Origin of the sequence: Mesorhizobium sangaii, assembly GCF_014207355.1 — a bacterium.
GTDB classification, from domain to species: domain Bacteria; phylum Pseudomonadota; class Alphaproteobacteria; order Rhizobiales; family Rhizobiaceae; genus Mesorhizobium; species Mesorhizobium sangaii.
The window spans coordinates 99353-120372 of the sequence record NZ_JACHEF010000008.1; the positions used below are offsets into that span (position 1 = coordinate 99353).

Here is a 21020-nt window from a genome sequence, read left to right on the forward strand (position 1 = left end):
GGAGCGTTCCCGAACCGTTTTGCGTCCCGTGACGCCAGAGCAAGACCCGAACACCGAAATCGGTGAGCCACATCGATGGCGGCTCCGGGAAGGGCATGAATGAAAACAGGACGTGCCGGCCTTTCGAGCCGGCACGCCTGCGTTCTGTCAGTCGCCGCTCAGGCCTTCGGCAGCGGCATTTCCTTGACGGTCGAAGAATCGGCTGGCGCGTCGCTTCCGAACCACTTCTTGTGGATCGCGGCCAGCGTGCCGTCCTTCTTCATCGCGGTGAGCGCGTCGTTCAGTTTGCCGAGCAGCGGGTGGTCCTTGGTCATCATCAGCCCGTACTGTTCGCCGGTCTTGATGCGCTCCTTGACCGTCAGGTCCTTCATCTTGGTGAAGGAGTACTGCATGCCAGGGATGTCGCTGACTGCCGCATCGACGCGTCCGGCGCTGAGATCGAGCAGCAGGTTCTGCTGCGTGTCATAGCCCTTCACGTCGGCGAAGCCATCGGCTTCCTGATGCGCCTTGACCCAGGTTTCGCCCGTCGAGCCGGACAGCACGCCGACGATCTTGCCCTTGAGGTCGGCTTCGGCCTTGATCGGGCTGTCGGTCTTGGTGGCGATGCCCATGTCGGAATCATAATAGGGCTGCGTGAAAGACTGCGACTTCAGCCGCTCCGGCGTGATGGTGATCGACGAGATGGCGACATCGATGCGCTTCGAGGTTGTGGCGGCGAACAGTGCCTGGAAGCCGAGGTCGGCAATATCCGTGGTCATGCCGACGCGCTTGGCCGCCTCGTTGACGATGTCGACTTCATAGCCCTCGAACGTCCCGCTCTCGTTCTTGTACTCGAAGGGCGGATTGGTCGGGTAGGCACCGACATTGAGCACATCGGCGGCATAGGCGGTAGCCGGGCCGGCGGCGATGCCGATGGCGGCGGCGAGAAGCATGAGATTGCGACGGTTCAGGTTCATTGGTGTTCCCTCTGGGGTGTTCCCTCTGGTTGTTGATCGGGCGGGGCTGGCCCCGCACGGTTTCTTGCCGCCCCACCTTCGGCAGGGCGTCAATTCATGGCCGCGACCATGCGGTCGAGCGCGGTCGCTATCTCCTTGCGTTCACGGCACACGCACATCCGCAGGAAGGCCGTTGCCGAACTTCCGAAGAGATGGCCGGGCGCCAGCCCGACGCGCGCCGTCTCGAGAATCCTGGTGCAGGCGCGCCGGGCATCGCTCTCGCCTTCCATGGCAAAGAAGGCATACATGCCGCCGCGCGGTTTCGTTGGCAGGATGACACCCGGAATTTGCGCCAGCCGGTCATAGGCGAGGTCAAGGCCAGTCCTGATCCGCTGCCTGATCCCCTCGACCAGCGGCTCGCCCTGGCGGATCGCTGCAACCGCACCGGCCTGGATTGGCGCGGCGGTGCCGCTGTTGACATATTGCGTCATGGCGCCGAGTTGGTCGGCCACCCCGGACGGATGCGTCAGCCAGCCGATGCGCCAGCCGGTCATCGCCCAGGCCTTCGAGAAGCTGTTGACCGACAGCACCCTGTCGCCATCCTCGGCGATCTGCAGGATGGAGGGCGCAACATCGCCATCGAAATAGAGCCGGCCGTAGACCTCGTCGGAGATGATCCAGATGCCGGTGCGCCGGCTGAACTCGAGCAGCGCGCGCATTTCCTCGGCAGAGGCGGTCCAGCCGGTCGGGTTGGACGGCGTCGACAGGAAGATCGCCCGCGTGCGGGCGTCGCAGGTCGCGAACAGCCGGTCTAGGTCGAGATGCCAGTCGCCATTGAAGTCGAGCGAGAACGGCCGTGGCTCGCCGCCGATCAAGTGGATGGCGTTGTGGATGTTGGGCCATTGCGGCGCGACATAGACGACGTTGGTGCCGGTATCGACCAGCAGCTCCAGCGCCAGGTACAGCGCCTGCATGCCGCCCGGCGTGACCGTGGTGCGCGCGACCGGGATCGGCCGGCCATGGATGCCCGTCTGGTACTCCGACAGCGCCTCATTCAAGGGGCCATGACCGCGCATGTTGGGAACGTAGAAGGTCAGGCCTTCATCGAAGACCGCCTTGGCGGCGTCGCGGATGAAAGCGGGCGTCACCATGTCGCCTTCGCCGTACCAGAGCGCGATGACGTCGCCGAGTTCGCGCGCCCGAACGGCAAGATTGGCGATGTTCTCGGTGTGCAGGTCACGGATCTGCGCGCGAATGCCATCGAAGGCATAGCGCGCGCTGGACGATGACTGGGGCAGCATAAACGACAAGGACTGAAACCCCTCCCACCCGGAGCACCACGATGGACTGGCCGGCAAGCCCGTCCGGCACCGCAGTCGCCACCGATCTTGGAATGCTTATCCAAAGCGCGGCGCTTTTCAAGGCGAAAGTTTTAAGCTTAAAAAGTTTCGCCGGCCTGTTGCCGGGCCGATACGCCTTTTTGCGCTAGCTGCGCCCTTCTCGTGCCAACTCGGCACGCGCGGCGGAGGCGCCGGCGGCAGCGCCCGCACCGAGAAACATCGTGTCGCTGGCCAGCACGAAGAAGCTAGCACCGATGGCGGCCCATTGGGCCACGTCCTGCGGCTTTGCGCAGAAGATGCCTGATGTCCTGCCATGCGCAACCGTGACGCCGATGATCCTGCGGATCGCATAGGTGAGCTTGTCGGCGCCTTTCGGTCCGATCGCATCGATCGACACCGAGAGATCCCCGGGGCCGACGAAGATCACGTCGACGCCGTCGACGGCGGCGATCACTTCGATGTTGGCCAGCCCTTCCGATGTCTCGACCTGGACCGCGACGACGATCCTGTCATTGGCGCCGGCGAGATATTCTGGAATGCGATAGCCGTAGCCGGCCGCCCGGCCGGGCCCGACGCCGCGCTCGCCCTGTGGCGGATAGCGCGAGGCTTTGACGGCCATCGCCGCCTGGGCGGCGGTCGAGACGCGTGGGATCAGCACCCCTTGCGCGCCACTGTCCAGCGCCGCCTGGATGGCTTCCGGCGCATGGCCGGGAACGCGGACCATGGCAGGCACGCGATGCACGTCGGCCGCTCGCACCATGGTCTCGATCATGTCGCGCGAGACCTGCGCATGCTCCCAGTCGATGCAGACAAAATCGAGGCCGGACTGCGCCATCACTTCGACTGCGACGGGGTGGGGAATGGCGGCAAAGGAACCGACGAGGCTCGTCTTGCCGATACACTTCTGGCGGAACTCGCTCATGCCCATCCCTTTCTCGCTCTGCCGGAATCCATATCCGCAAACGACCGTCAGGCGAAGCTATTTCAGGCTTGAAATATTTTCGCGCGAGCCTAGCGTGTGCTCTCCCGCCACGAGTTCCAGACATGATCAAAGCGCATCCCCTGCACGGCCCGAACAAACTGAAGCTCGGCGTCTTTTCGACCAATGCCGATGGCGGCCTTGCCATCACCGACGTTCCGGAACGCTGGGCGGCAGGCTGGCAGGACAATCTGACGGCGGCCCAGATCGCCGACCGCGCCGGGCTGGAATTCATGCTGCCGATCGCACGCTGGCGCGGCTTCGGCGGCCGCAACAAGGTGCGTGAATGGTCGTTCGAGACCTTCACCTGGGCGGCGGCACTCAGCATGGCTACCGAACAGATCGGCCTGTTCATGACCGTGCATGTGCCGCTCGTGCATCCGCTCTACGCTGCCAAGGCGCTGGCGACGGTCGATCACATCAGCCAGGGCCGCGCCGGGCTCAACATCGTCTGCGGCTGGAACCCGAAGGAGTTCGGCATGTTCGGCACGCCGCTGGTCGAAAAGGGCTACGACCAGGCGGCCGAATGGATCGAAATCCTCGAACAGCTTTATGCCTCGAGCGAGCCTCTAGACTATGAAGGCACCTATTATCGCCTCAAGGAAGCTGTGAGCCGGCCGGCCAGTTTGCAAGTTCCGCGCCCGGTGACGATGAACGCTGCTTTCGGCGGGCCGGGTCGCGATTTCGCCGCCGCCAGATGCGACTACCTGTTCACGACCTTTTCCGAGATGAGCGATGCCGGCAAGCACGTCGCCGACATTCGCGAGCGCGCCGACAAGGTGGGCCGTGATGTCGGCGTCTACACGGTGGCGCATGTCGTCTGCCGCCCGACGATGGAAGAGGCGCAGGCCTATTACACGCGCTATGCCGTCAATATGGCCGACCACGACGCGGTCGATGCCCACATGGCCGGCAAGAAGGAATTCTCGCAATCGCACGACCCGCATGCCTATGACCGCTACCGGCAGCGTTTTGCCGGCGGCGCCGGCACTTATCCCCTGATTGGAACGCCCGAAACGATTGCCGCCGACATGGCCGCCATTGCCGAGCAGGGCTACCACGGGATCGCGCTGTCCTTCGTCAACTACACGCAGGAATTGCCCTATTTCTGCGATCATGTGCTGCCGCTTTTGAGGCGGGCTGGCTATCGAGGATAAGCAAAGGTCATTCTGGGATGACGGCTGTGGCCTGGATCTCGACCTTGGCGCGGTCCTCGACCAGCGCCATCACCTGCATGGCGGCCATCGCCGGAAAATGCCGGCCGATCACCTCGCGATAGGCCTCGCCGATGCCCCGGAGGTTGGCGCGGTATTCAGCCTTGTCGGTGAAATACCAGGTCATCGAAGTGATGTGCCGCGGCCCGGCCCCGGCTTCCGCCAGCACCGCCACGATGTTCTGAAGCGTCTGCCGCACCTGGCCGACGAAATCGTCGGTCTCGAACTGGCACTGGCCGTTCCACCCGACCTGTCCGCCAACGAAGACGAGCTTGCCGCGCGCGGCGACGCCATTGGCGTAACCGACAGGTTTTGCCCAGCCCTCCGGCTGCAGAATCTCGTGCATTCAAAACCTCCCGGTAGTCCAAAAACCAAGTCTCAAAATCGAATACCCGTCAATTTCCTGCCGTCAGGCCGCGCCCATTACCTGTCGCGCAATCACCACCTTCTGCACGTCCGAGGCACCCTCGTAGATGCGCAGCGCGCGGATCTCGCGATACAGGCTTTCGACGATATGACCTTTGCGAACGCCGTCGCCGCCATGCAGCTGTACTGCCTTGTCGATCACCTCTTGCGCCTTGTCGGTGGCGAACAGCTTGGCCATCGCCGCCTCGCGCGTCACCCGCGGGGCACCCATGTCCTTGGTCCATGCGGCGCGGTAGACCAGGAGCGCCGCCGCATCGACGTCGAGCGCCATGTCGGCGACATGGCCCTGCACCATCTGCAACTCGGCCATCGGCGCGCCGAACAGTTTGCGCTCGGCCACCCTTTTGATGCTTTCATCCAGTGCGCGACGGGCAAAGCCGAGCGCTGCCGCACCCACAGTCGAACGGAACACGTCGAGCACCGACATGGCGATGCGGAAGCCGTCGCCCGGTCTGCCGATCAGCGCCGAGACGGGCAGGCGGACCTGCTCGAACGACAGCCGCGCCAGCGGATGCGGCGCGATGACTTCAAGGCGCTCGGCGATGCCAAGGCCTTTGGCATCGCCCGGCACCAGAAAGGCGGAAAGCCCCTTGGCGCCCGGCGCTTCGCCGGTGCGGGCAAAGACGACATAGAGATCGGCGATGCCGCCATTGGAGATCCAGGTCTTTTCACCGGACAGAACATAGCTGTCGCCGTCGCGGGTCGCCATCATCTCCGTGTTGGCGACGTCCGAGCCGGAGCGCGGTTCCGACAGGGCGAAGGCGGAAATCGCCTTGCCGGCACGTGTCTTCGAAAGCCATTGCTGCTGCTCGGGCGTGCCGAACAGGCTGAGCGCGCCGGTGCCGAGCCCTTGCATGGCGAAGGCGAAATCGGCCAGCCCGTCATGGCGGGCGAGCGTCTCGCGCGTGATGCACAGCGTGCGCACGTCGAGGGGGCCGGGATTGTCCGTGTCTACAGCCGTCGGCTTCAGCCATCCGTCCGTGCCGAGCTTGCCCACCAGTTCGCGGCAGGCGGCATCGACGTCATGATGGTCGACAGGCAGGTTCTTCGAACACCATGCCTCCAGCCGCTCGGCCAGTTCGCGATGGCGGTCTTCGAAGAACGGCCAGGAGAGGAAACTCTTGTCAGCCATCAATTGCCCTCGAACACCGGCTTTTCCTTGGCCACGAATGCCTTGTAGGCGCGCTCGAAATCGCGTGTCTGCATGCAGATCGCTTGTGCCTGCGCTTCGGCTTCGATCGCCTGGTCGAGACCCATCGACCATTCCTGGTTGAGCTGCGTCTTGGTGATGCCGTGGGCGAAGGTCGGGCCGGAGACGATACGCGCCGCCATGTCCAGCGCGTCGGCCTCCAGCGATGCGGCATCGACCAGCCGGTTGTAGAAACCCCAGCGCTCGCCTTCCGCTGCCGTCATGGTGCGGCCGGTGTAGAGCAGTTCGGCGGCGCGGCCGTGGCCGATGATGCGCGGCAGGATCGCGCAAGCGCCCATGTCGCAGCCGGCAAGGCCGACGCGCGTGAACAGGAATGCCGTCTTGGCCTCCGGCGTGGCGATGCGGATGTCGGAACTCATGGCGATGATGGCGCCGGCGCCGACCGCAACGCCGTCAACCGCCGCAATGATCGGCTTACCGCAATTCAGCATTGCCTTGACGAAATCGCCAGTCATTCGGGTGAAGGCCAAGAGCTGCTTCATGTCCATCTTAACCAGCGGCCCGATGATGTCGTGGACATCGCCGCCGGAGCAGAAATTGCCGCCATTGGACAGGAACACCACCGCGTCGACGTCGTCTGCATAGACGAGGTCGCGGAACGTATCGCGCAGCTCGGCATAGCTGTCGAAGGTCAGCGGGTTCTTGCGCTCAGGTCTGTCGAGCCGAACCTTGGCGATCCTGCCCTCGACCTGCCAGAGGAAATGCTTCGGCTCGAGGCCGGCCATCCCGGTCATTCGCGTCCCTCCCAGTTGCTGCGGAACGAGGTCAGCATGCCGGTCAGCCGGCGCGCGTCGTCCTCGCTTACCTTGCCCAGCAATTCACCGATCCAGCCTTCATGCGCGGCGGCGATGATGCCGAAGGACTTCACACCGTCCTCGGTCAGCCGCACCATCGAGGTGCGGCGGTCGCCATTGCGCCGCGCGCGGGCGACAAGTCCTTCCGACACCAGCCGATCGACGATGCCCGTGACATTGCCGTTGGATACCAAAAGAAAGCGCGACAGGTCGCTCATCAGCATGCCTTCCGGCGCGCGATAGAGAGCGGCCATCACGTCGAAGCGCGGCAGCGTCGTGTTGAAGTCCTTCTTCAGGCGCTCGCGCAAGTCGGCCTCGATCGTGCGCGAGGCACGCAGCAGCCTTATCCAGAGGCGCAAGCGGTCCTTGCCGGGTCCCGACGGGGCGGGCAGGGGGCCGGCTACCATGTTTCGCCTCCTGAAATGGAAATCGCCTGTCCGGTGATCGACTGGGCGGCATCGCCACACAGCCACAGCACGGCGGCAGCAACTTCTTGCGGCTGGATGAAGCGGCCTTGCGGATTGGTCGAGGCAAGGCTCGACCGCGCCTGCTCGACAGAGCGGCCGGTCTTTTCGACGATACGCTGGATGGACTCCTCCAGCATCTCGGTCTCGACGAAACCCGGACACACCGCGTTGACGGTGACGCCGGATTTGGCGGTCTCGGCCGCCAACGCCCGCATCAGGCCGACGACACCATGCTTGGCGGCGACATAGGGTGCAACATAGGCGTAGCCTTTCAGGCCGGCCGTCGAGGCGATGAAGACGATCCGGCCCGCCTTTCGCGCGGCCATGCCGGCCAGCGCCGGCTTCACCGTCAGGAAGGCTCCGGTCAGGTTCACATCCAGCGTCCGCTGCCAGTCGGCAAGGGTGGTCTTGTGCGCCGCTGTGCTGCCGGCCATGCCCGCGTTGGCGACGACGATGTCTATCGGCCCGCGCGCGGCTTCCGCCGTCTCGTAAAGCGATGCCATGGCTGCCTCATCGGTGACGTCGGCGGCAATGTCGAAGATGCGGTCGCTTTCCCCGGCCACCTTGGCGAGCTCCGACTGGCGGCGGCCGCAAATAGTGACTTCAATGCCCGCACCCGCCAGTGCCAGCGCGATGGCCCGGCCGACGCCGGAGCCGCCGCCGGTAACCAGCGCATGCTTGCCGGCAATCGTTGCAGCGGCGCTCATACTTTCAGCCCCGCCGCGGCGTCGCGCTCGGCCAGCCGGTAGAGTTGGTCGCGCCCTGGTAGATAGGGATCCGGCCATTTGACGCCACGGTCGCCGAGCGTCACCGCCGCATGCAGCGTCCAGTAGGGATCGGCGAGATGCGGCCGGGCCAGCGCCACGAGATCGGCGCGGCCGGCCATCAGGATCGAATTGACATGGTCCGGCTCGTAAATGTTGCCGACCGCCATCGTCGCCATGCCGACCTCGTTGCGGATGCGGTCGGAAAACGGTGTCTGGAACATGCGGCCGTAGACCGGCTTTGCCAATGCCGAGGTCTGGCCGGCCGAGACGTCGCAGATGTCGACTCCGGCCTCATGCAGCAGCCGCGCGATTTCGACCGCATCGGCCGGGGTCACGCCCTCGATGCCGACCCAGTCATTGGCCGAAATGCGCATCGAGATCGGCTTCTCCGCTGGCCAGGCGGCGCGCACCGCGCGGAAGATTTCGAGGGGATAGCGCATGCGGTTTTCGAGCGAGCCGCCATAGGCGTCGGTGCGCCGGTTGGTGACCGGCGTAATGAAGGACGACAGCAGATAGCCGTGCGCGGCATGGATCTCGAGCATGTCGAAGCCGCAGCGATCGGCCATCTCCGCCGAGGCCACGAATTCGTCGCGCACCCTGTCCATGTCGGCGCGGTCCATTGCCTTCGGCACCTGGTTCTGCGGCGACCATGCAACGGCCGATGCGGCCATCACAGGCCAGTTGCCTGAGGGCAGCGGGACATCTGTGCCTTCCCAGCCGAGCCGGGTCGAGCCCTTGGCGCCGGAATGGCCGATCTGGGCGCAGATCTTTGCCTCTGTCTCGGTATGGACGAAATCGACCAGCCGCTTCCACGCCACCTCATGTTCGGGCGCATAGAAGCCGGGACAGCCTGGTGTGATGCGGCCCTCGGGACTGACGCAGGTCATCTCGATATAAATGAGGCCAGCGCCGCCCTTGGCGCGCTCGGCATAATGGGTGAAATGCCAGTCGGTCGGGCAGCCGTCGACGGCCCTGTACTGCGCCATCGGCGAGACGACGATGCGGTTCTGCAGCGCCATGTCGCGCAGCTTGAACGGCGCAAACATCGGCGCGCGGCGCAGGCTGTTGCCGCCGGCACCGGCCTGGCGCTGGAACCATTCCTCGGCGCCGCCCAGCCATTCGGCATCGCGCAGACGCAAATTCTCGTGGCTTATGCGTTGCGAGCGGGTCAAGAGCGAATAGTTGAACTGCACCGGATCGAGGCCGAGATAGCGCTCGACCTCCTCGAACCATTCGAGCGAATTGCGCGCCGCCGACTGCAGCTTCAGCACTTCGGTGCGGCGGGCATCCTCATATTTGCGGAACGCGGCGTCAAGGTCCGGCTCGGACTCGACATACTCGGCCAACGCCACCGCACTCTCCAGCGCCAGCTTGGTGCCGGAGCCGATCGAGAAATGTGCCGATGCGGCCGCATCGCCCATCAGCGCCAAGTTCTTGTAGGACCAGCGTTCGCACAGCACGCGCGGGAAATTGATCCAGGCCGAACCGCGGATGTGGTTGGCATTGGTCATCAGCGCGTGGCCGCCAAGATGCCTTGCGAAGATGCGCTCGCAGACGGCGATCGATTCCTGCTGCGACATCGCGCCGAAACCGAAGGCAGCCCAAGTCTTTTCGCTGCACTCGACGATAAAGGTCGCGGTGTCGCTATCGAACTGGTAGGCGTGCGCCCACACCCAGCCATGCTCGGTCTTTTCGAAGATGAAGGTGAAGGCGTCGTCGAATTTCTGGTTGGTGCCCAGCCAGACGAACTTGCATTTGCGGGTGTCGATGTCGGGCTTGAACACGTCGGCGAAGGTGTTGCGCGCTTTGGAATTCAGGCCATCGGCGGCGACGACAAGATCATGCGTCTCCATAAAGGGCCGGGGATCGGCGATGTCGGTTTCGAACATCAGCTTGACGCCGAGTTCGCGTGCGCGACGCTGCAGCAGAACCAGCAGCCGCTTGCGGCCGATGCCGCAGAAACCGTGTCCGGTCGAAACCGTGCGCACACCGTCATGGATGACGGCGATATCGTCCCAATAGGCAAAATGCTTCTTGATCCAGACGGCGCTGACCGGATCGTTCTTCGACAAATTGTCGAGCGTCTCGGCCGACAGCACGACGCCCCAGCCGAATGTGTCGTCGGCGCGGTTGCGCTCGAACACCGTCACCTCGTGCGCGGCGTGCCTCAGCTTCATCGAGATGGCAAAGTAGAGGCCGGCTGGTCCGCCGCCGAGAACCGCAACCTTCATCTGTGCGATCTCCTCTTCGCTCGCTGGTTCCAGTATCGCGCCGGCGGCAAATTATTTCAAGCTTAAAGTTTTATATCGAAATGATTGTCCGGATATCACGAAGGCACGCTTGCGTGACCTCGCGCAAGCGCGCCGCCCCGATTATTTTTCCGGGTTCTTCGGGCTCCACAGCACGGTCTCGGCGCCTTTCTCGTAAGCCATCCCCGAGGGGTAGCTGATCGCTTCCAGTTGCAGACCCCACGGCGCCTGGAAATAGAGAATGGTCTGGCCGGCGGCCGGCCCTTCGGAAACCGGTATCGGCCCCATGCGCGTCTTGACGCCCCTGGCGTCGAGATAGGCTTTGGCGGCGGCGACGTCATCGACATAGAAGGCGATGTGGAAGCCGCCTATGTCGCTGTTCTTCGGCGTCAGATCCTTCTGGTCGGGCGCGGTGTATTTGAACAGTTCGATGTTCGATCCGCTGCCGCAGCGAACCATGGTGATCTGCTCGATTACCGCCTTCTTGTCGACGCCAAGCACGTCCTGCATGAAGGTGCCCTTGTCGTCGGCGAACGGACCGAACGACATCGCCTTCTTGCAGCCGACCACCCCGGTGAAGAAGTCGACCGCCTGTTTCATGTCGGGAACCGTGATGCCGGTGTGATCGTGGCCGCGCATGCCGGGTATCGAGCTGGCGGCGGCCGTTCCGGCGCTGCCAAGGATAGCGGCGGCGAGCGTTGCATTTCGAAGTATCGTCTTCATGTCAGTCCTCCTCCATGGCGGGGCCTGGGTCATGTGGCGGTCGCACGTCCGAGGCCCGCTTTTCGGCGTGCGTATGCAATCATGTCGCCTTGGCAGCGGAAGGGATGTCCAGCCAGCCCGGGTCGATTTCCGGCAGCGGGATCGCTGAGATCAGGTCGCGCGTGTAGCTTTGCTGCGGATGATCGAACAAGGCATCGGTGGCGCTCGCTTCGACGATCACACCTTCGCGCATGACGATCACTTGCCGGCACAGCCGCCGAATGACCGACAGATCGTGGCTGATGAAGGCGACGGTCAGGCCCATCTCGGCTGCAAGCTTTTCCAGCAAGGTCAGGATCTGTGCCTGGGTGGACACGTCGAGGCCGGAGACGATCTCGTCGGCCAGCACGAATTTCGGCGCCAGCGCCAGCGCGCGCGCAATGCCGACGCGCTGGCGCTGGCCGCCCGACAGTTCGTGGCGATAGCGGCTGGCGAAGCTTTGCGGCAGGCCGACGCGCAGCAAGGCCTCGGCGACGCGCGCCTTCAGATTGTCGCCAAGGCCATTCTGCTTCAGCGGCGCGGCGATGATGCTGGCAATGGTGCGGCGCGGGTTGAGCGACGACATCGGATCCTGGAAGATCATCTGCAGGTTGCGGCGCAGTGGCCTGAGTTCCGGCTCCGGCAGATGCGTGATGTCACGGCCGTCGAAGCTGATGCTGCCGGCGCTGGGTTCCAGCAGGCGCACCAGGGCGCGACCGAGCGTCGACTTGCCCGATCCGGATTCGCCGACGATGCCGGTCACCGAGCCCCTGGGTAGGTCGAAGTCCAGGCCTTTCAGGATCTCGGCCAGCGGCGCGCGGCCTATCAGCGGCTTGCGCGTCATGTCGGGCAGCGCGACCTTCAGCCCGCGCACCTTGAACAGCGGCTCAGCCATGGGGCCGCCTCCAAGCCTGGTCTGCCGCCGCGATCTCGGTGGCAAGCCCGGCCAGCACCGCCTCGTCCACCGGCTTTAGCGAGGCGAATGGGTCGGTGTAGCGCGGCGTGGCGGCCATCAGCGCCCGCGTATAGGGGTGCTGTGGGCTGGCGAAGAGAGCTGCAGTCTCAGCCTCTTCGACGACCTTGCCGGCGTAGAGCACCGAGACCTTCTGGCTGATCTTGGCGACGACGCCGAGATCATGGGTGACGAACAGGATCGCGGTGCCGTGCTCGCGCTGCAACTGCACGATCAGCCGCAGGATCTGTTTCTGCACGGTGACATCGAGTGCAGTCGTCGGCTCGTCGGCGACGATCAGCCGTGGTTCGGCGGCGAAGGCCGCGGCGATCAGCACGCGCTGGCGCATGCCTCCGGAAAGCTCGTGCGGATAGCTCTTCAGCACGCGGTCGGGGTCGCGGATCTGCACTTCGTCGAGCAATTGGCGAATTCGGGTATCGGCCCTCTCACCGCTCCAGCCCAGGATGCGCACCAGCCGGTCGGTCATCTGAGAACCGATGCGGCGTGACGGGTTGAGCGCGGTCAGCGGGTCCTGCGGGATCAGCGCCGTGCGGGCACCGATCAGCGTGCGCCTTGCCTTTGGCTGCAGCCTGCCGAGGTCTTCGCCCTCAAGCATCATGTCGCCCTCGACAATGCGCACGCTCGACGGCAGCACGCCAAGCACAGCCTTGCCGATCATCGTCTTGCCGGCGCCGCTCTCGCCAACCAGCGCGCGGACTTCGCCGGGTTGCACGCAGAGCGACACCGAGCGCAGCACGCGCTGGCCGTTCGGCAGCACGGCGCTCAAATCCCTGATGTCGAGACAGGCGCTCATCGCAGCACCGGGTCGAAACGCGTCTTCAACGCCTCGCCGAACTGGCTGAACGACAGCACCGTCAGGATCAGCGTGATCAGCGGAAATACCAGTACCCACCAGGCCTGGTGGATCGACAGCCGCCCCTCGGCGATGATGCCGCCCCAGGTCGGATCGTCGGTCGAGATCGACAGATTGACGAAGGACAGGATCGCCTCGACGATGACGGCGATGCCCATTTCCAGCGACAACAGGGCGACGATCGACGGCACCACATTTGGCAGCACTTCGCGCAGCATGATGCCGATGCGGCCATAGCCGGCGATGCGTGCATTCTCGACGTAGTCCATGCGCGACTGACCCATGGTCTCGGCGCGGATAACCCGGCAGAAACGCGTCCAGTCGATGACGGCGATGGCGATGATGACCGAACTCAGGCCGGTGCCCAGCACGGCGACCAGAAGGATGGCGAACAGCACCGGCGGAAACGCCATCCAGACGTCGACGATGCGCGAGATGATGCGGTCGGCCCAGCCGCCGAAATAGCCTGATATCAGCCCGAGCGTCGAGCCTACCACACAGGCGGCGATGGCTGCGGCGAAAGCGACGACAAAGGCGATGCGGCCGCCGAAGATCAGCCGCGACAACAGATCCCTGCCAAGGCTGTCGGTGCCGAGCCAATAGCCGGGCTCGGCGCCGCTCATCCAGAACGGCGGCAGCCGCTCCAGCATCAGGTCCTGCGCCAGCGGATCCTGCGGCGCTACCAGCGGCGCGAAGATCGCGGCCAGCAGCGCCAGCAGCAGCCAGCCGCCGGCCAGCCACAAGCGGGGGGATACGCCACGCCTCGGAGCACGCGCCTCATCCATGGCGCAGCCTCGGATTGAGCAGCGCATACATCATGTCGACGGTGAGGTTGATCAGCACGAACAGCAGCGCGAAGACCAGCACGATGCCCTGGATCAATGGCAGGTCGCGGTTGATAACGGCATCGATCGCCATATTGCCGAGGCCCTCATAGGAGAACAACCGCTCGACGATGACCGTGCCGCCGATCAGGAAGGTGAACTGAACGCCGATCAGGGTCAGCGTCGGCAGGGCGGCATTCTTCAGCGCTTCGCGCAGGATGACCTGCGTTTCCGAAAACCCTTTCACCCGCGCCAGCACGACATAGTCGAGGTCGAGCACTTCCTTCAGCGACTGTTTCAGCAGCTGCGAGATGATCGCCGCCAGCGGCAGTGCCAGCGCAACCGCCGGCATCAGCATGTGCTTGAGGAGATCCCAGGTGAGGTCGAAGCGGAGTCTCAGGATGCTCTCGGCGAGATAAAACTGGGTGACGAAGGGAAGGTCGAGTTGCGGCGACACCCGGCCGGAAATGTCGAAGATCGGCACCAGCACGCCAAACAGCAGGATCAGCACGAGGCCCCACAGGAAATCGGGAATGGACAGCGCCGCCCCGCTGGCGATGTCGATGCCGGCCTCGACCGCCGTGCCGCGTTCGCGCGCACCGAGGATCGCGGTCGTGCCGCCCATCGCCACCGCCATCACAAGGGCAACGATGGCAAGCTCCAGCGTCGCCGGCAGCCGGTTGAAGACAAGCCCCAGCACATCCTGCCGCAGCGAGATCGAGGTGCCGAAATCGCCCCTGACAACGCCGGACAGCCAGATGAAGAACTGCTGCACGATGGTCTTGTCTAAACCGTAGAGTGCGCGCAGCCGGGCGATGTCGGCGTCCGTGGCGCCGGGCGGCAGCATCATCGCGATCGGATCGCCCGGAGCAACGCGAATCACGACAAAGACGACGACGGCCACGCCGAACAGCGTCACCAGCATCGTCAAAAGACGGATCAGGAATCTTTGCAGAAGCATGTAAATCTTTGCAGGAGCCCGCTGGCTCGTATGCCGGATAGAAATGCGCGCCGTCTCGATGGACGGCGCGCGGCAATCCCAGGCCGCTGTCAGGCCGGGGTCATCAAAGCCGGCAGCAACGCGCCGGAGACATGCTGGACGACGTTGACGCCCTTGGCATGCACGATCGGCTGCGCATACTGCATCAGCGGCAGCACGTAGGCCTGCTCGGCGATGTACTTGTCGACCGCCTTCCAGCCGGCAATGCGCTTGGCCTCGTCCTTCTCGCCCCACAGCGGGTTGATCATGTCGATCAGGTCCTGGCTGTCCCACACCGAGTGCGGGCTCGGGCCATACATGGCAAAGCCGGTCGAGGTGGTCGGATCGCCGATGGCATTGCCCCAATTGTAGAAGGCGGCCGGCGCCAGCTTGTCGGCGGCGCGCAGCTCGTAGTGCTTGGCGATCTCGTAGACCTCGATCGTCGCCTCGATGCCGACCTTGCGCCACATGCCGACGATCGCCTGGATCATTTCGTAGTCCTTTGGCTTGAAGCCCTTGGTCGTCTGTATGGTGAACTTGACCGGCTTTTCCGGCGAATAGCCGGAGGCGGCGAGCAATTCCTTGGCTTTATCCGGATTGTGCTCGACCTTGATCGACGCGTCGTAGGCCGTGTATTCCGGCGTCTCAAGCGTGTCGATCGGCTGGCCGTAGCCGCGCAGCAGGCGGTCGACCAGCAGCTTCTTGTCGATCGACATCACGGCTGCCTGGCGGACATTCTTGTCGAGCATCGCTTCGATGTCGTTGAAGAAGATCATGCCGATGTCGGACACGTTCTTGCAGGTGCCGGCAAGCCCGTCCTTGGCGATCAGCCGGTCATACTCCTCATAAGGGATTTCGAGCGTCACCTGCGAGGAGCCGGACTCGACTTCGGCGACGCGGCTCGCCGCATCGGCGACGAACTTGATCGTCACATTCTCGAAGGCCGGCTTGCCGCCCCAGTAGTGCGGATTGGCTTTCAGCCGCAGGAAGGCGTTGCGCTCGAATTTTTCCACCATGTAGGGGCCAGTGCCGATCGGCGCCTTCTCAAAACCTTCCGCACCCACTTTCTCGTAGTAGGCCTTGGGCATGATGTAGCCGGTCAGGAACGACATCCATTTGAAATACACCGGGTCGAATTGGACGACGTCGCCGGTGATCTTGTTGCCGTCGATCTTGAAGTTGCTGACGTTCTTCCAGACGAACTGGATCGGGTTGCCAGTCTTTTCGTCACCCGCCCTTTGCAGCGACCAGACCACGTCCTCGGCCGTGAATGGCGAGCCGTCATGCCAGGTGACGCCTTCGCGCACCGTCATCATGATCTTCGTGCGGTCGTCGTTCCAGCCCCATTCGGTGAGCAGGCCCGGCGCAAAGGAAAGGTCCGGCTTTTGCGGGATGAACTGGTCGAACACCGACTGGTAGAGGCCCTGGATCGTCGGGTTGACGGCCGAAGGTCCGGTCGTCGGATCCCAGGACGGCAGGTTGACATTGTAGGCGATCGTCAGTTCGCCGGCCGCCGCCTTGGCCATCTGCGGCAGGCCGATTGCAGCCGCGCCGAGTGCCGCGGCACTGTATCCGAGCAATTCGCGTCTGTTGATTGTCATGGTCGTTCCCCTTGTTGGTTTATTGTCTTTGCGCGGCAATCTCAGTTCATCGGTTCAGGCTCCTTGGGCAGCAGCGCCTTGCCCTTCTTCACCCAGAAAAATCCCAGGGCTCCTACCTCCCGCCAAGTTGTTGCGCGAGCATGTAGCCCGAGGCGGCACCGGTGCCGGCGCCCGGCCACGTCGCGGCTCCCGTGAGATGCAGGTGCGCCACTGGCGTGTTCCAGCCCGCAAAACCGCGCGCTGGACGGAACAGGAAATTCTGCGCCAGATGGTGGCTGCCGCAGACCTGGTCGCCGCCGACGAGGTTCGGGTTCTCGCGTTCGAGGTCGATGGGCGAAAACACCGCCCGGCCGAGGATCTTGTTGCGCAGGCCGGCTGCGTAGCTCTCGATGATGTCGAGAACGCGCTCGGCGTAGTTGTCCTTGACCTTGTCCCAATGCGCGGGTGCGATCTTGCCGGCCGCGTCGCCGAGGATTTCGGCGGGCAGCATGCGCACCTGCACCCACAGCACGTGTTTGCCTGCGGGCGCTCGTGTCGGATCGATCGCTGTCGGCTGGCCGACGACCAGCACAGGTTCGTCCGGCAGCATGCCCGCCATCGCCTGCTGATAGGTGCGCGACATGGCGTCGAGCGAGGGAGACAGATGCACATAGGCAAACTGCCGCAACTCGGCGCCGGCGCGCCAGTCCGGCAGGTCGTCGAGCGCTAGGTGGATCATCATCGTGCCCGGTGCGTGGCGGAATTTCCGCATTGCGCTATCGAACCCGGCGTCGCCCGAACCATTGGGCAGCAGCTTGCCGGTCAGTGCGCTCGGCGCGACGCCGGCGATGACCGCCTTGGTCGCGGTGTGCGTCTCACCGGAGGCGAGCCGCACGCCGGTTGCCTTGCCTGCGGTAATCGTGATCTCGGCGACATCGGCACCGGTGACGATTGTGCCGCCGGCGGACGTCACCATGCCGGACAGTGCCCGGATGATGGTATCTGCCCCGCCCTTGCCCAGCACCATGCCGAAACTCTGGTTGGCCATCGATTCCAGATACGGGAACACCGCGCCGCCGGCGATGTCAGGCGCGAAGTCGAGATGCATCCCCCAGGTGGCGAGCGTCGCCCGCACATAAGGCGACTCGAAATTTTCCTCCAGCCACGCGCGAGGTGAAGACAGCAACAACCGGCCGGTGTCGAGCGCGCCGGACACACCCTTCTTGCGCCATAGGTTCCATGCCGTGCCGGCAAGGGCGCGAGCGGTCATCGGCGATCCCAGCAGCCGGAATAGATGTTCGGCCTCTGCGGGAAAGGCGGCAACCAGCCTGCGCCATGTCGCGGCATCCGCGGCCGAAAAGGCAGCCATGCGCGCCGCGGTCTTTTCCAGGTCGCTGCTGACGCCGAACCAGCGTCCGTCCGGGAAGGCACTGGCGAAACAGTCGGCGACCGGTGCGAATTCCAGTCCTTTGCGGTTCAATTCATTTGCATATTTCCGGTGGAACGCCGAGCCGGCAAACAAGCTCAGATTCATCGCCCCGAAATCGTGGCGGAAACCCGGAAGGGTGAATTCGCGGGTCTGGACGGCGCCCCCGATTGCTGCATTGCGCTCGAAAATCCCGGTTTTCCAGCCTTTGAGCGCCAAATGCGCGGCGCATGCCAGACTGTTGTGGCCCGCTCCGACAAAGATGGCGTCGAACTCGCTCACGCCCCGTTCCCATTTCCTTTATGCTTAAAGATAATTGCAGATGCATATGTTTTCGTCTAGTAGGATATTAAGGGCCGAGACGAGCCTTGATCATCATCACGAAAGAGGGAACAGAGACCATGGACACGCAAAAACTCCTAGGCGAAGTCGCCGGCCAGCTTCTTTCAGGCGCCATCAAGGTGGTCGACCTGTCGGCGTCGCTCGGGCCCGATACGCCATTGATCAAGCTGCCGCCGGAACTCGCCGTCGACACGCCGAAGGTCGAAATCCATAGCATCTCCCGCTATGACAAGAACGGCCCGTGGTGGGCGTGGAACTGGCTGAAGCTCGGCGAACACTCGGGCACGCATTTCGACGCGCCGCAGCATTGGATCACCGGCAAGGACTATCCCGACGGCGCCACCGACACCATTCCTGCACAGAACTTCGTCGGCCCCGTCAATGTCATCGACTGCTCGAAGGAAGCCGCCGCCGACCACGATTTCCTGCTCACCGTCGACCACGTCAAGGCGTGGGAAGCCAAGCATGGCGCCATCAATGCCGGCGAATGGGTGGTGATGCGCACCGACTGGTACAAGCGCAATGGCTCCGAAGCCGAGTTCCTCAACGCCAACGAGACCGGCCCGCATACGCCGGGCCCGACGGCCGAAGCCATCCAGTTCCTGATCAGCAAGGACATCAAGGGCTGGGGCAGCGAGACGATCGGCACCGACGCCGGCAAGGCCGGTGGCATGGAGCCGCCATTCCCGGCGCATACGCTGATGCACAAGGCCAATCGCTACGGGCTTGCCAGCCTCTGCAACCTCGACCAGTTGCCGCCGAAGGGTGCGATCCTGATCGCAGCCCCGCTCAAGATCGAACATGGCACCGGCAGCCCGATCCGCGCGCTGGCGCTTGTTCCGAAGGGCTAGGCGAAGGCGTTTGACGTGAGCCCGCCGGATCACATCATCGTCGGCAGCGGCATCAACGCGCTGGTCTGCGCGGCGATGCTTGGCGGCAAGGGGGCGAAGGTGCTCGTCCTCGAGCGCAACGACCGCATCGGCGGCTGCATGCGCACCGAGGAGATCACCGCGCCCGGCTTCATCCATGATGTGATGGCGACCACCTTCGTGCTGTTCATCACCTCTCCGGCCTTTGCAGCACTGGGCGCCGACCTCGCCCGGCACGGGCTGGAATTCTGCCACACCGGCACGCCGACCGGCGTGCTGCGGCCGGACGGCAGCCATGCCGCGCTCAGCACCGACCGCGCCGCCAACATCGCGGCGCTCAATGCCATCGCGGCCGGCGATGGCGACCGGCATGCAGACGATGTCGGTGGCATCGAACGCAACGCCGGCCTGTTGTTCGGCCTGCTCGGCGGCAGCTTGTGGTCCTATCCGACGGCGAAGCTTTTGGCCGGTGACGGCTGGCGGCGCGGCCCGCGCGGCCTTGCCGCCTTTCTCGGCGAAGCGCTGGTGCCGGCGCGCAATTGGCTCGAAAGCACCTACCAGTCCGAGACCATCCGCGCGCTGTGGGCACCCTGGGTGCTGCATGCCGGGCTCGGACCGGAAGATGCTTTTTCCGGCCAGATCGCCAAGGTCATCGCCTTTGCGCTGGAGGCGGCCGGCGCGCCGATCGTCAAGGGCGGGGCGAAGAACCTGCTGTCCGCCTTCGAAGCGCTCATCATCGAGCGCGGTGGCGTCATTGCCACCGAAGCGGACGTTGCCTCCATCATCCTGACTGGAGGCCGGGCCACCGGCGTGCGGCTGGCTTCGGGCGAAGCGGTCAACGCGAAGAAGAGCGTCATCTGCTCGGTCACGCCGACGCAACTCTATGGCCGGCTGCTCGGCGCCGATGCTCCAAAGGACGATGCCGAGGCGACGCGGAAATACCGCTACGGCAAAGGCAATTTCCAGATCCACTACGCCCTGGACAGACCGCCGGCATGGCGCGGCGAAGGTCTCGACAAGGTCGCGTTGCTGCACCTGACGCCGGGACTGGATGGCGTGTCGAAGGCCTGCAACGAGGCGGCGCGCGGCATGCTGCCGGAGGTTCCGACCATCTGCGTCGGCCAGCCGCATGCGCTCGATCCGTCGCGCTGCCCGCCGGGCAAGGCGATCCTGTGGCTGCAACTGCCCGAGGCGCCGAGGCATATCAAGGGCGACGCCGCCGGCAAGTTGGGGACACCGGCTGATGGCCAATGGACCGAGGCGCTGCGGGAAGCCTATGCCGACCGCGTCGAGGCCATCCTCGCCAGCCATATCGACGGCTTCAAGGATAGCGTCATCGCGCGCCGCGCCTTTTCGCCGGCCGATCTCGAAGCGATGAACATCAATCTGGTTGGCGGCGACCCTTATGGCGGCTCGTCGACCATCGACCAGTCGTTCCTGTGGCGGCCGTTCAAGACCAGCCGCAACCACGAGACCGGCATCAAGGGCCTTCACCATATCGGCGCCTCGACCCATCCGGGCGCCGGCCTCGGCGGCGGCTCCGGCTTTCTCCTGGCGGGGAGGCTGTGATGGAACAGAAGGTCGGGGAAAAGCGCCAGCGCATTTCGACCCTGGGGCAGATCGGCCTGCAGCAATTCGCGCCCTATCTGATGAACCGCATCATGGGCCGCTACAACGCCACCCTGCGCGACGATTTCCGCAAACAGGGGCTGACCATTCCGCAGGTCCGCACGCTGGCCGTGCTGTCGGTCACCGACGGCATCACCGTCAACGACCTGTCGGTCTATACGGTGATCGAGCAGTCGACCTTGAGCCGGACGCTCGACACGCTGGAGGGCCAGGGCCTTGTGCGGCGCGAGCAGGGTGTCACCGACAGCCGCATCCGCCATGTCTTCCTGACCGACGATGGCCGCGCCGAGTTCACCCGCGCCTGGCCGGCCATGCATGACGCGTTCGAGGCGATGTTCAACGATATCGACGACGCCGAATATTCCGCGCTCATCGCCACACTTTTGAAGATGCTCAAAAACATTCGCAAGCACGACATCTAGA

At 64.3% G+C, this 21020-nt stretch carries 21 protein-coding genes; 5 read left to right on the plus strand and 16 right to left on the minus strand.

From position 1 onward, the window contains the following. Positions 1-158: 158 nt before the first annotated feature. Together HNQ71_RS30140 and HNQ71_RS30145 are read right to left on the minus strand one after the other, a co-directional pair. Complete coding sequence (locus HNQ71_RS30140) at positions 159-956, minus strand: ABC transporter substrate-binding protein (RefSeq protein ID WP_184877351.1); 798 nt, start codon at positions 954-956, stop codon at positions 159-161. 89 nt (positions 957-1045) lie between these two features. Beyond that, complete coding sequence (locus HNQ71_RS30145) at positions 1046-2236, minus strand: pyridoxal phosphate-dependent aminotransferase (protein WP_184877734.1); 1191 nt, start codon at positions 2234-2236, stop codon at positions 1046-1048. Positions 2237-2277: 41 nt separating this feature from the next. On the opposite strand from HNQ71_RS30145, the gene HNQ71_RS30150 reads away from it, so the two are divergent. After that, positions 2278-2424: a hypothetical protein gene (locus HNQ71_RS30150; protein ID WP_184877353.1), complete on the plus strand. Its 147-nt coding sequence runs from the start codon at positions 2278-2280 to the stop codon at positions 2422-2424. Here HNQ71_RS30150 and HNQ71_RS30155 read toward each other — a convergent pair. Next, a complete protein-coding gene (locus HNQ71_RS30155) occupies positions 2421-3197 on the minus strand; it encodes an HpcH/HpaI aldolase family protein (protein WP_184877355.1) in 777 nt (258 codons plus the stop codon). The two genes, HNQ71_RS30150 and HNQ71_RS30155, sit on opposite strands and share 4 nt — an antisense overlap. Positions 3198-3319: 122 nt before the next feature. Here HNQ71_RS30155 and HNQ71_RS30160 point away from each other — a divergent pair, with 122 nt between their 5' ends. Continuing rightward, positions 3320-4411, plus strand: coding sequence for an LLM class flavin-dependent oxidoreductase (locus HNQ71_RS30160; protein WP_184877357.1), 1092 nt, complete (start codon positions 3320-3322; stop codon positions 4409-4411). A gap of 7 nt (positions 4412-4418) precedes the next feature. Here HNQ71_RS30160 and HNQ71_RS30165 read toward each other — a convergent pair whose 3' ends face one another. From HNQ71_RS30165 to HNQ71_RS30225, 13 genes are all read right to left on the minus strand, one after another. Further along, complete coding sequence (locus tag HNQ71_RS30165) at positions 4419-4814, minus strand: RidA family protein (protein ID WP_184877358.1); 396 nt, start codon at positions 4812-4814, stop codon at positions 4419-4421. Between the two features lie 63 nt (positions 4815-4877). Then, positions 4878-6026, minus strand: coding sequence for an acyl-CoA dehydrogenase family protein (locus HNQ71_RS30170; RefSeq protein WP_184877360.1), 1149 nt, complete (start codon positions 6024-6026; stop codon positions 4878-4880). After that, positions 6026-6838 (minus strand): enoyl-CoA hydratase family protein, encoded by an 813-nt coding sequence (locus tag HNQ71_RS30175; RefSeq protein WP_184877362.1) that lies wholly within the window; start codon positions 6836-6838, stop codon positions 6026-6028. Before HNQ71_RS30175 ends, HNQ71_RS30170 begins: the two co-directional genes overlap by 1 nt. Beyond that, entirely contained in the window at positions 6835-7305 is a 471-nt protein-coding gene (locus tag HNQ71_RS30180) for a MarR family winged helix-turn-helix transcriptional regulator (RefSeq protein WP_184877364.1), read from the minus strand. Before HNQ71_RS30180 ends, HNQ71_RS30175 begins: the two co-directional genes overlap by 4 nt. Further along, positions 7299-8072: an SDR family NAD(P)-dependent oxidoreductase gene (locus HNQ71_RS30185; protein ID WP_184877366.1), complete on the minus strand. Its 774-nt coding sequence runs from the start codon at positions 8070-8072 to the stop codon at positions 7299-7301. Before HNQ71_RS30185 ends, HNQ71_RS30180 begins: the two co-directional genes overlap by 7 nt. Then, positions 8069-10363 (minus strand): bifunctional salicylyl-CoA 5-hydroxylase/oxidoreductase, encoded by a 2295-nt coding sequence (locus HNQ71_RS30190; protein ID WP_184877368.1) that lies wholly within the window; start codon positions 10361-10363, stop codon positions 8069-8071. The genes HNQ71_RS30185 and HNQ71_RS30190 overlap by 4 nt, the downstream gene beginning before the upstream one ends. A gap of 141 nt (positions 10364-10504) precedes the next feature. Next, entirely contained in the window at positions 10505-11104 is a 600-nt protein-coding gene (locus tag HNQ71_RS30195; RefSeq protein ID WP_184877370.1) for a VOC family protein, read from the minus strand. A gap of 79 nt (positions 11105-11183) precedes the next feature. Then, positions 11184-12017, minus strand: coding sequence for an ATP-binding cassette domain-containing protein (locus tag HNQ71_RS30200; RefSeq protein WP_184877372.1), 834 nt, complete (start codon positions 12015-12017; stop codon positions 11184-11186). Further along, positions 12010-12888: an ABC transporter ATP-binding protein gene (locus tag HNQ71_RS30205; RefSeq protein WP_184877374.1), complete on the minus strand. Its 879-nt coding sequence runs from the start codon at positions 12886-12888 to the stop codon at positions 12010-12012. The genes HNQ71_RS30200 and HNQ71_RS30205 overlap by 8 nt, the downstream gene beginning before the upstream one ends. Beyond that, entirely contained in the window at positions 12885-13733 is an 849-nt protein-coding gene (locus HNQ71_RS30210; RefSeq protein WP_184877376.1) for an ABC transporter permease, read from the minus strand. The genes HNQ71_RS30205 and HNQ71_RS30210 overlap by 4 nt, the downstream gene beginning before the upstream one ends. Further along, positions 13726-14733, minus strand: a complete 1008-nt coding sequence (locus HNQ71_RS30215) for an ABC transporter permease (RefSeq protein ID WP_184877378.1) — start codon at positions 14731-14733, stop codon at positions 13726-13728. Before HNQ71_RS30215 ends, HNQ71_RS30210 begins: the two co-directional genes overlap by 8 nt. Before the next feature lie 89 nt (positions 14734-14822). Continuing rightward, positions 14823-16352, minus strand: a complete 1530-nt coding sequence (locus HNQ71_RS30220; RefSeq protein WP_184877380.1) for an ABC transporter substrate-binding protein — start codon at positions 16350-16352, stop codon at positions 14823-14825. A 112-nt stretch (positions 16353-16464) separates the two neighbouring features. Next, positions 16465-18039, minus strand: a complete 1575-nt coding sequence (locus HNQ71_RS30225) for an FAD-dependent oxidoreductase (RefSeq protein WP_184877382.1) — start codon at positions 18037-18039, stop codon at positions 16465-16467. Between the two features lie 119 nt (positions 18040-18158). Between HNQ71_RS30225 and HNQ71_RS30230 the strand changes: the two genes are divergently transcribed. From HNQ71_RS30230 to HNQ71_RS30240, 3 genes are read left to right on the plus strand one after another with little or no spacing between them, the layout of a single operon-like run. Further along, complete coding sequence (locus HNQ71_RS30230) at positions 18159-18950, plus strand: cyclase family protein (RefSeq protein WP_184877384.1); 792 nt, start codon at positions 18159-18161, stop codon at positions 18948-18950. A gap of 15 nt (positions 18951-18965) precedes the next feature. Then, entirely contained in the window at positions 18966-20537 is a 1572-nt protein-coding gene (locus HNQ71_RS30235) for an NAD(P)-binding protein (RefSeq protein ID WP_184877386.1), read from the plus strand. Then, complete coding sequence (locus HNQ71_RS30240; protein ID WP_184877388.1) at positions 20537-21019, plus strand: MarR family winged helix-turn-helix transcriptional regulator; 483 nt, start codon at positions 20537-20539, stop codon at positions 21017-21019. The genes HNQ71_RS30235 and HNQ71_RS30240 overlap by 1 nt, the downstream gene beginning before the upstream one ends. Position 21020: the final 1 nt, after the last annotated feature.

Bases quoted from the DNA above. Each gene is read 5' to 3' on its own strand.
- HNQ71_RS30195 (WP_184877370.1), bottom strand. From the start codon at position 11,104: ATGAAGACGATACTTCGAAATGCAACGCTCGCCGCCGCTATCCTTGGC.
- HNQ71_RS30240 (WP_184877388.1), top strand. From the start codon at position 20,537: ATGGAACAGAAGGTCGGGGAAAAGCGCCAGCGCATTTCGACCCTGGGG.
- HNQ71_RS30190 (WP_184877368.1), bottom strand. From the start codon at position 10,363: ATGAAGGTTGCGGTTCTCGGCGGCGGACCAGCCGGCCTCTACTTTGCC.
- HNQ71_RS30185 (WP_184877366.1), bottom strand. From the start codon at position 8,072: ATGAGCGCCGCTGCAACGATTGCCGGCAAGCATGCGCTGGTTACCGGC.
- HNQ71_RS30140 (WP_184877351.1), bottom strand. From the start codon at position 956: ATGAACCTGAACCGTCGCAATCTCATGCTTCTCGCCGCCGCCATCGGC.
- HNQ71_RS30150 (WP_184877353.1), top strand. From the start codon at position 2,278: ATGGACTGGCCGGCAAGCCCGTCCGGCACCGCAGTCGCCACCGATCTT.
- HNQ71_RS30165 (WP_184877358.1), bottom strand. From the start codon at position 4,814: ATGCACGAGATTCTGCAGCCGGAGGGCTGGGCAAAACCTGTCGGTTAC.
- HNQ71_RS30210 (WP_184877376.1), bottom strand. From the start codon at position 13,733: ATGGATGAGGCGCGTGCTCCGAGGCGTGGCGTATCCCCCCGCTTGTGG.
- HNQ71_RS30220 (WP_184877380.1), bottom strand. From the start codon at position 16,352: ATGACAATCAACAGACGCGAATTGCTCGGATACAGTGCCGCGGCACTC.
- HNQ71_RS30180 (WP_184877364.1), bottom strand. From the start codon at position 7,305: ATGGTAGCCGGCCCCCTGCCCGCCCCGTCGGGACCCGGCAAGGACCGC.
- HNQ71_RS30230 (WP_184877384.1), top strand. From the start codon at position 18,159: ATGGACACGCAAAAACTCCTAGGCGAAGTCGCCGGCCAGCTTCTTTCA.
- HNQ71_RS30215 (WP_184877378.1), bottom strand. From the start codon at position 14,733: ATGCTTCTGCAAAGATTCCTGATCCGTCTTTTGACGATGCTGGTGACG.
- HNQ71_RS30160 (WP_184877357.1), top strand. From the start codon at position 3,320: ATGATCAAAGCGCATCCCCTGCACGGCCCGAACAAACTGAAGCTCGGC.
- HNQ71_RS30145 (WP_184877734.1), bottom strand. From the start codon at position 2,236: ATGCTGCCCCAGTCATCGTCCAGCGCGCGCTATGCCTTCGATGGCATT.
- HNQ71_RS30170 (WP_184877360.1), bottom strand. From the start codon at position 6,026: ATGGCTGACAAGAGTTTCCTCTCCTGGCCGTTCTTCGAAGACCGCCAT.
- HNQ71_RS30205 (WP_184877374.1), bottom strand. From the start codon at position 12,888: ATGAGCGCCTGTCTCGACATCAGGGATTTGAGCGCCGTGCTGCCGAAC.
- HNQ71_RS30155 (WP_184877355.1), bottom strand. From the start codon at position 3,197: ATGAGCGAGTTCCGCCAGAAGTGTATCGGCAAGACGAGCCTCGTCGGT.
- HNQ71_RS30200 (WP_184877372.1), bottom strand. From the start codon at position 12,017: ATGGCTGAGCCGCTGTTCAAGGTGCGCGGGCTGAAGGTCGCGCTGCCC.
- HNQ71_RS30175 (WP_184877362.1), bottom strand. From the start codon at position 6,838: ATGACCGGGATGGCCGGCCTCGAGCCGAAGCATTTCCTCTGGCAGGTC.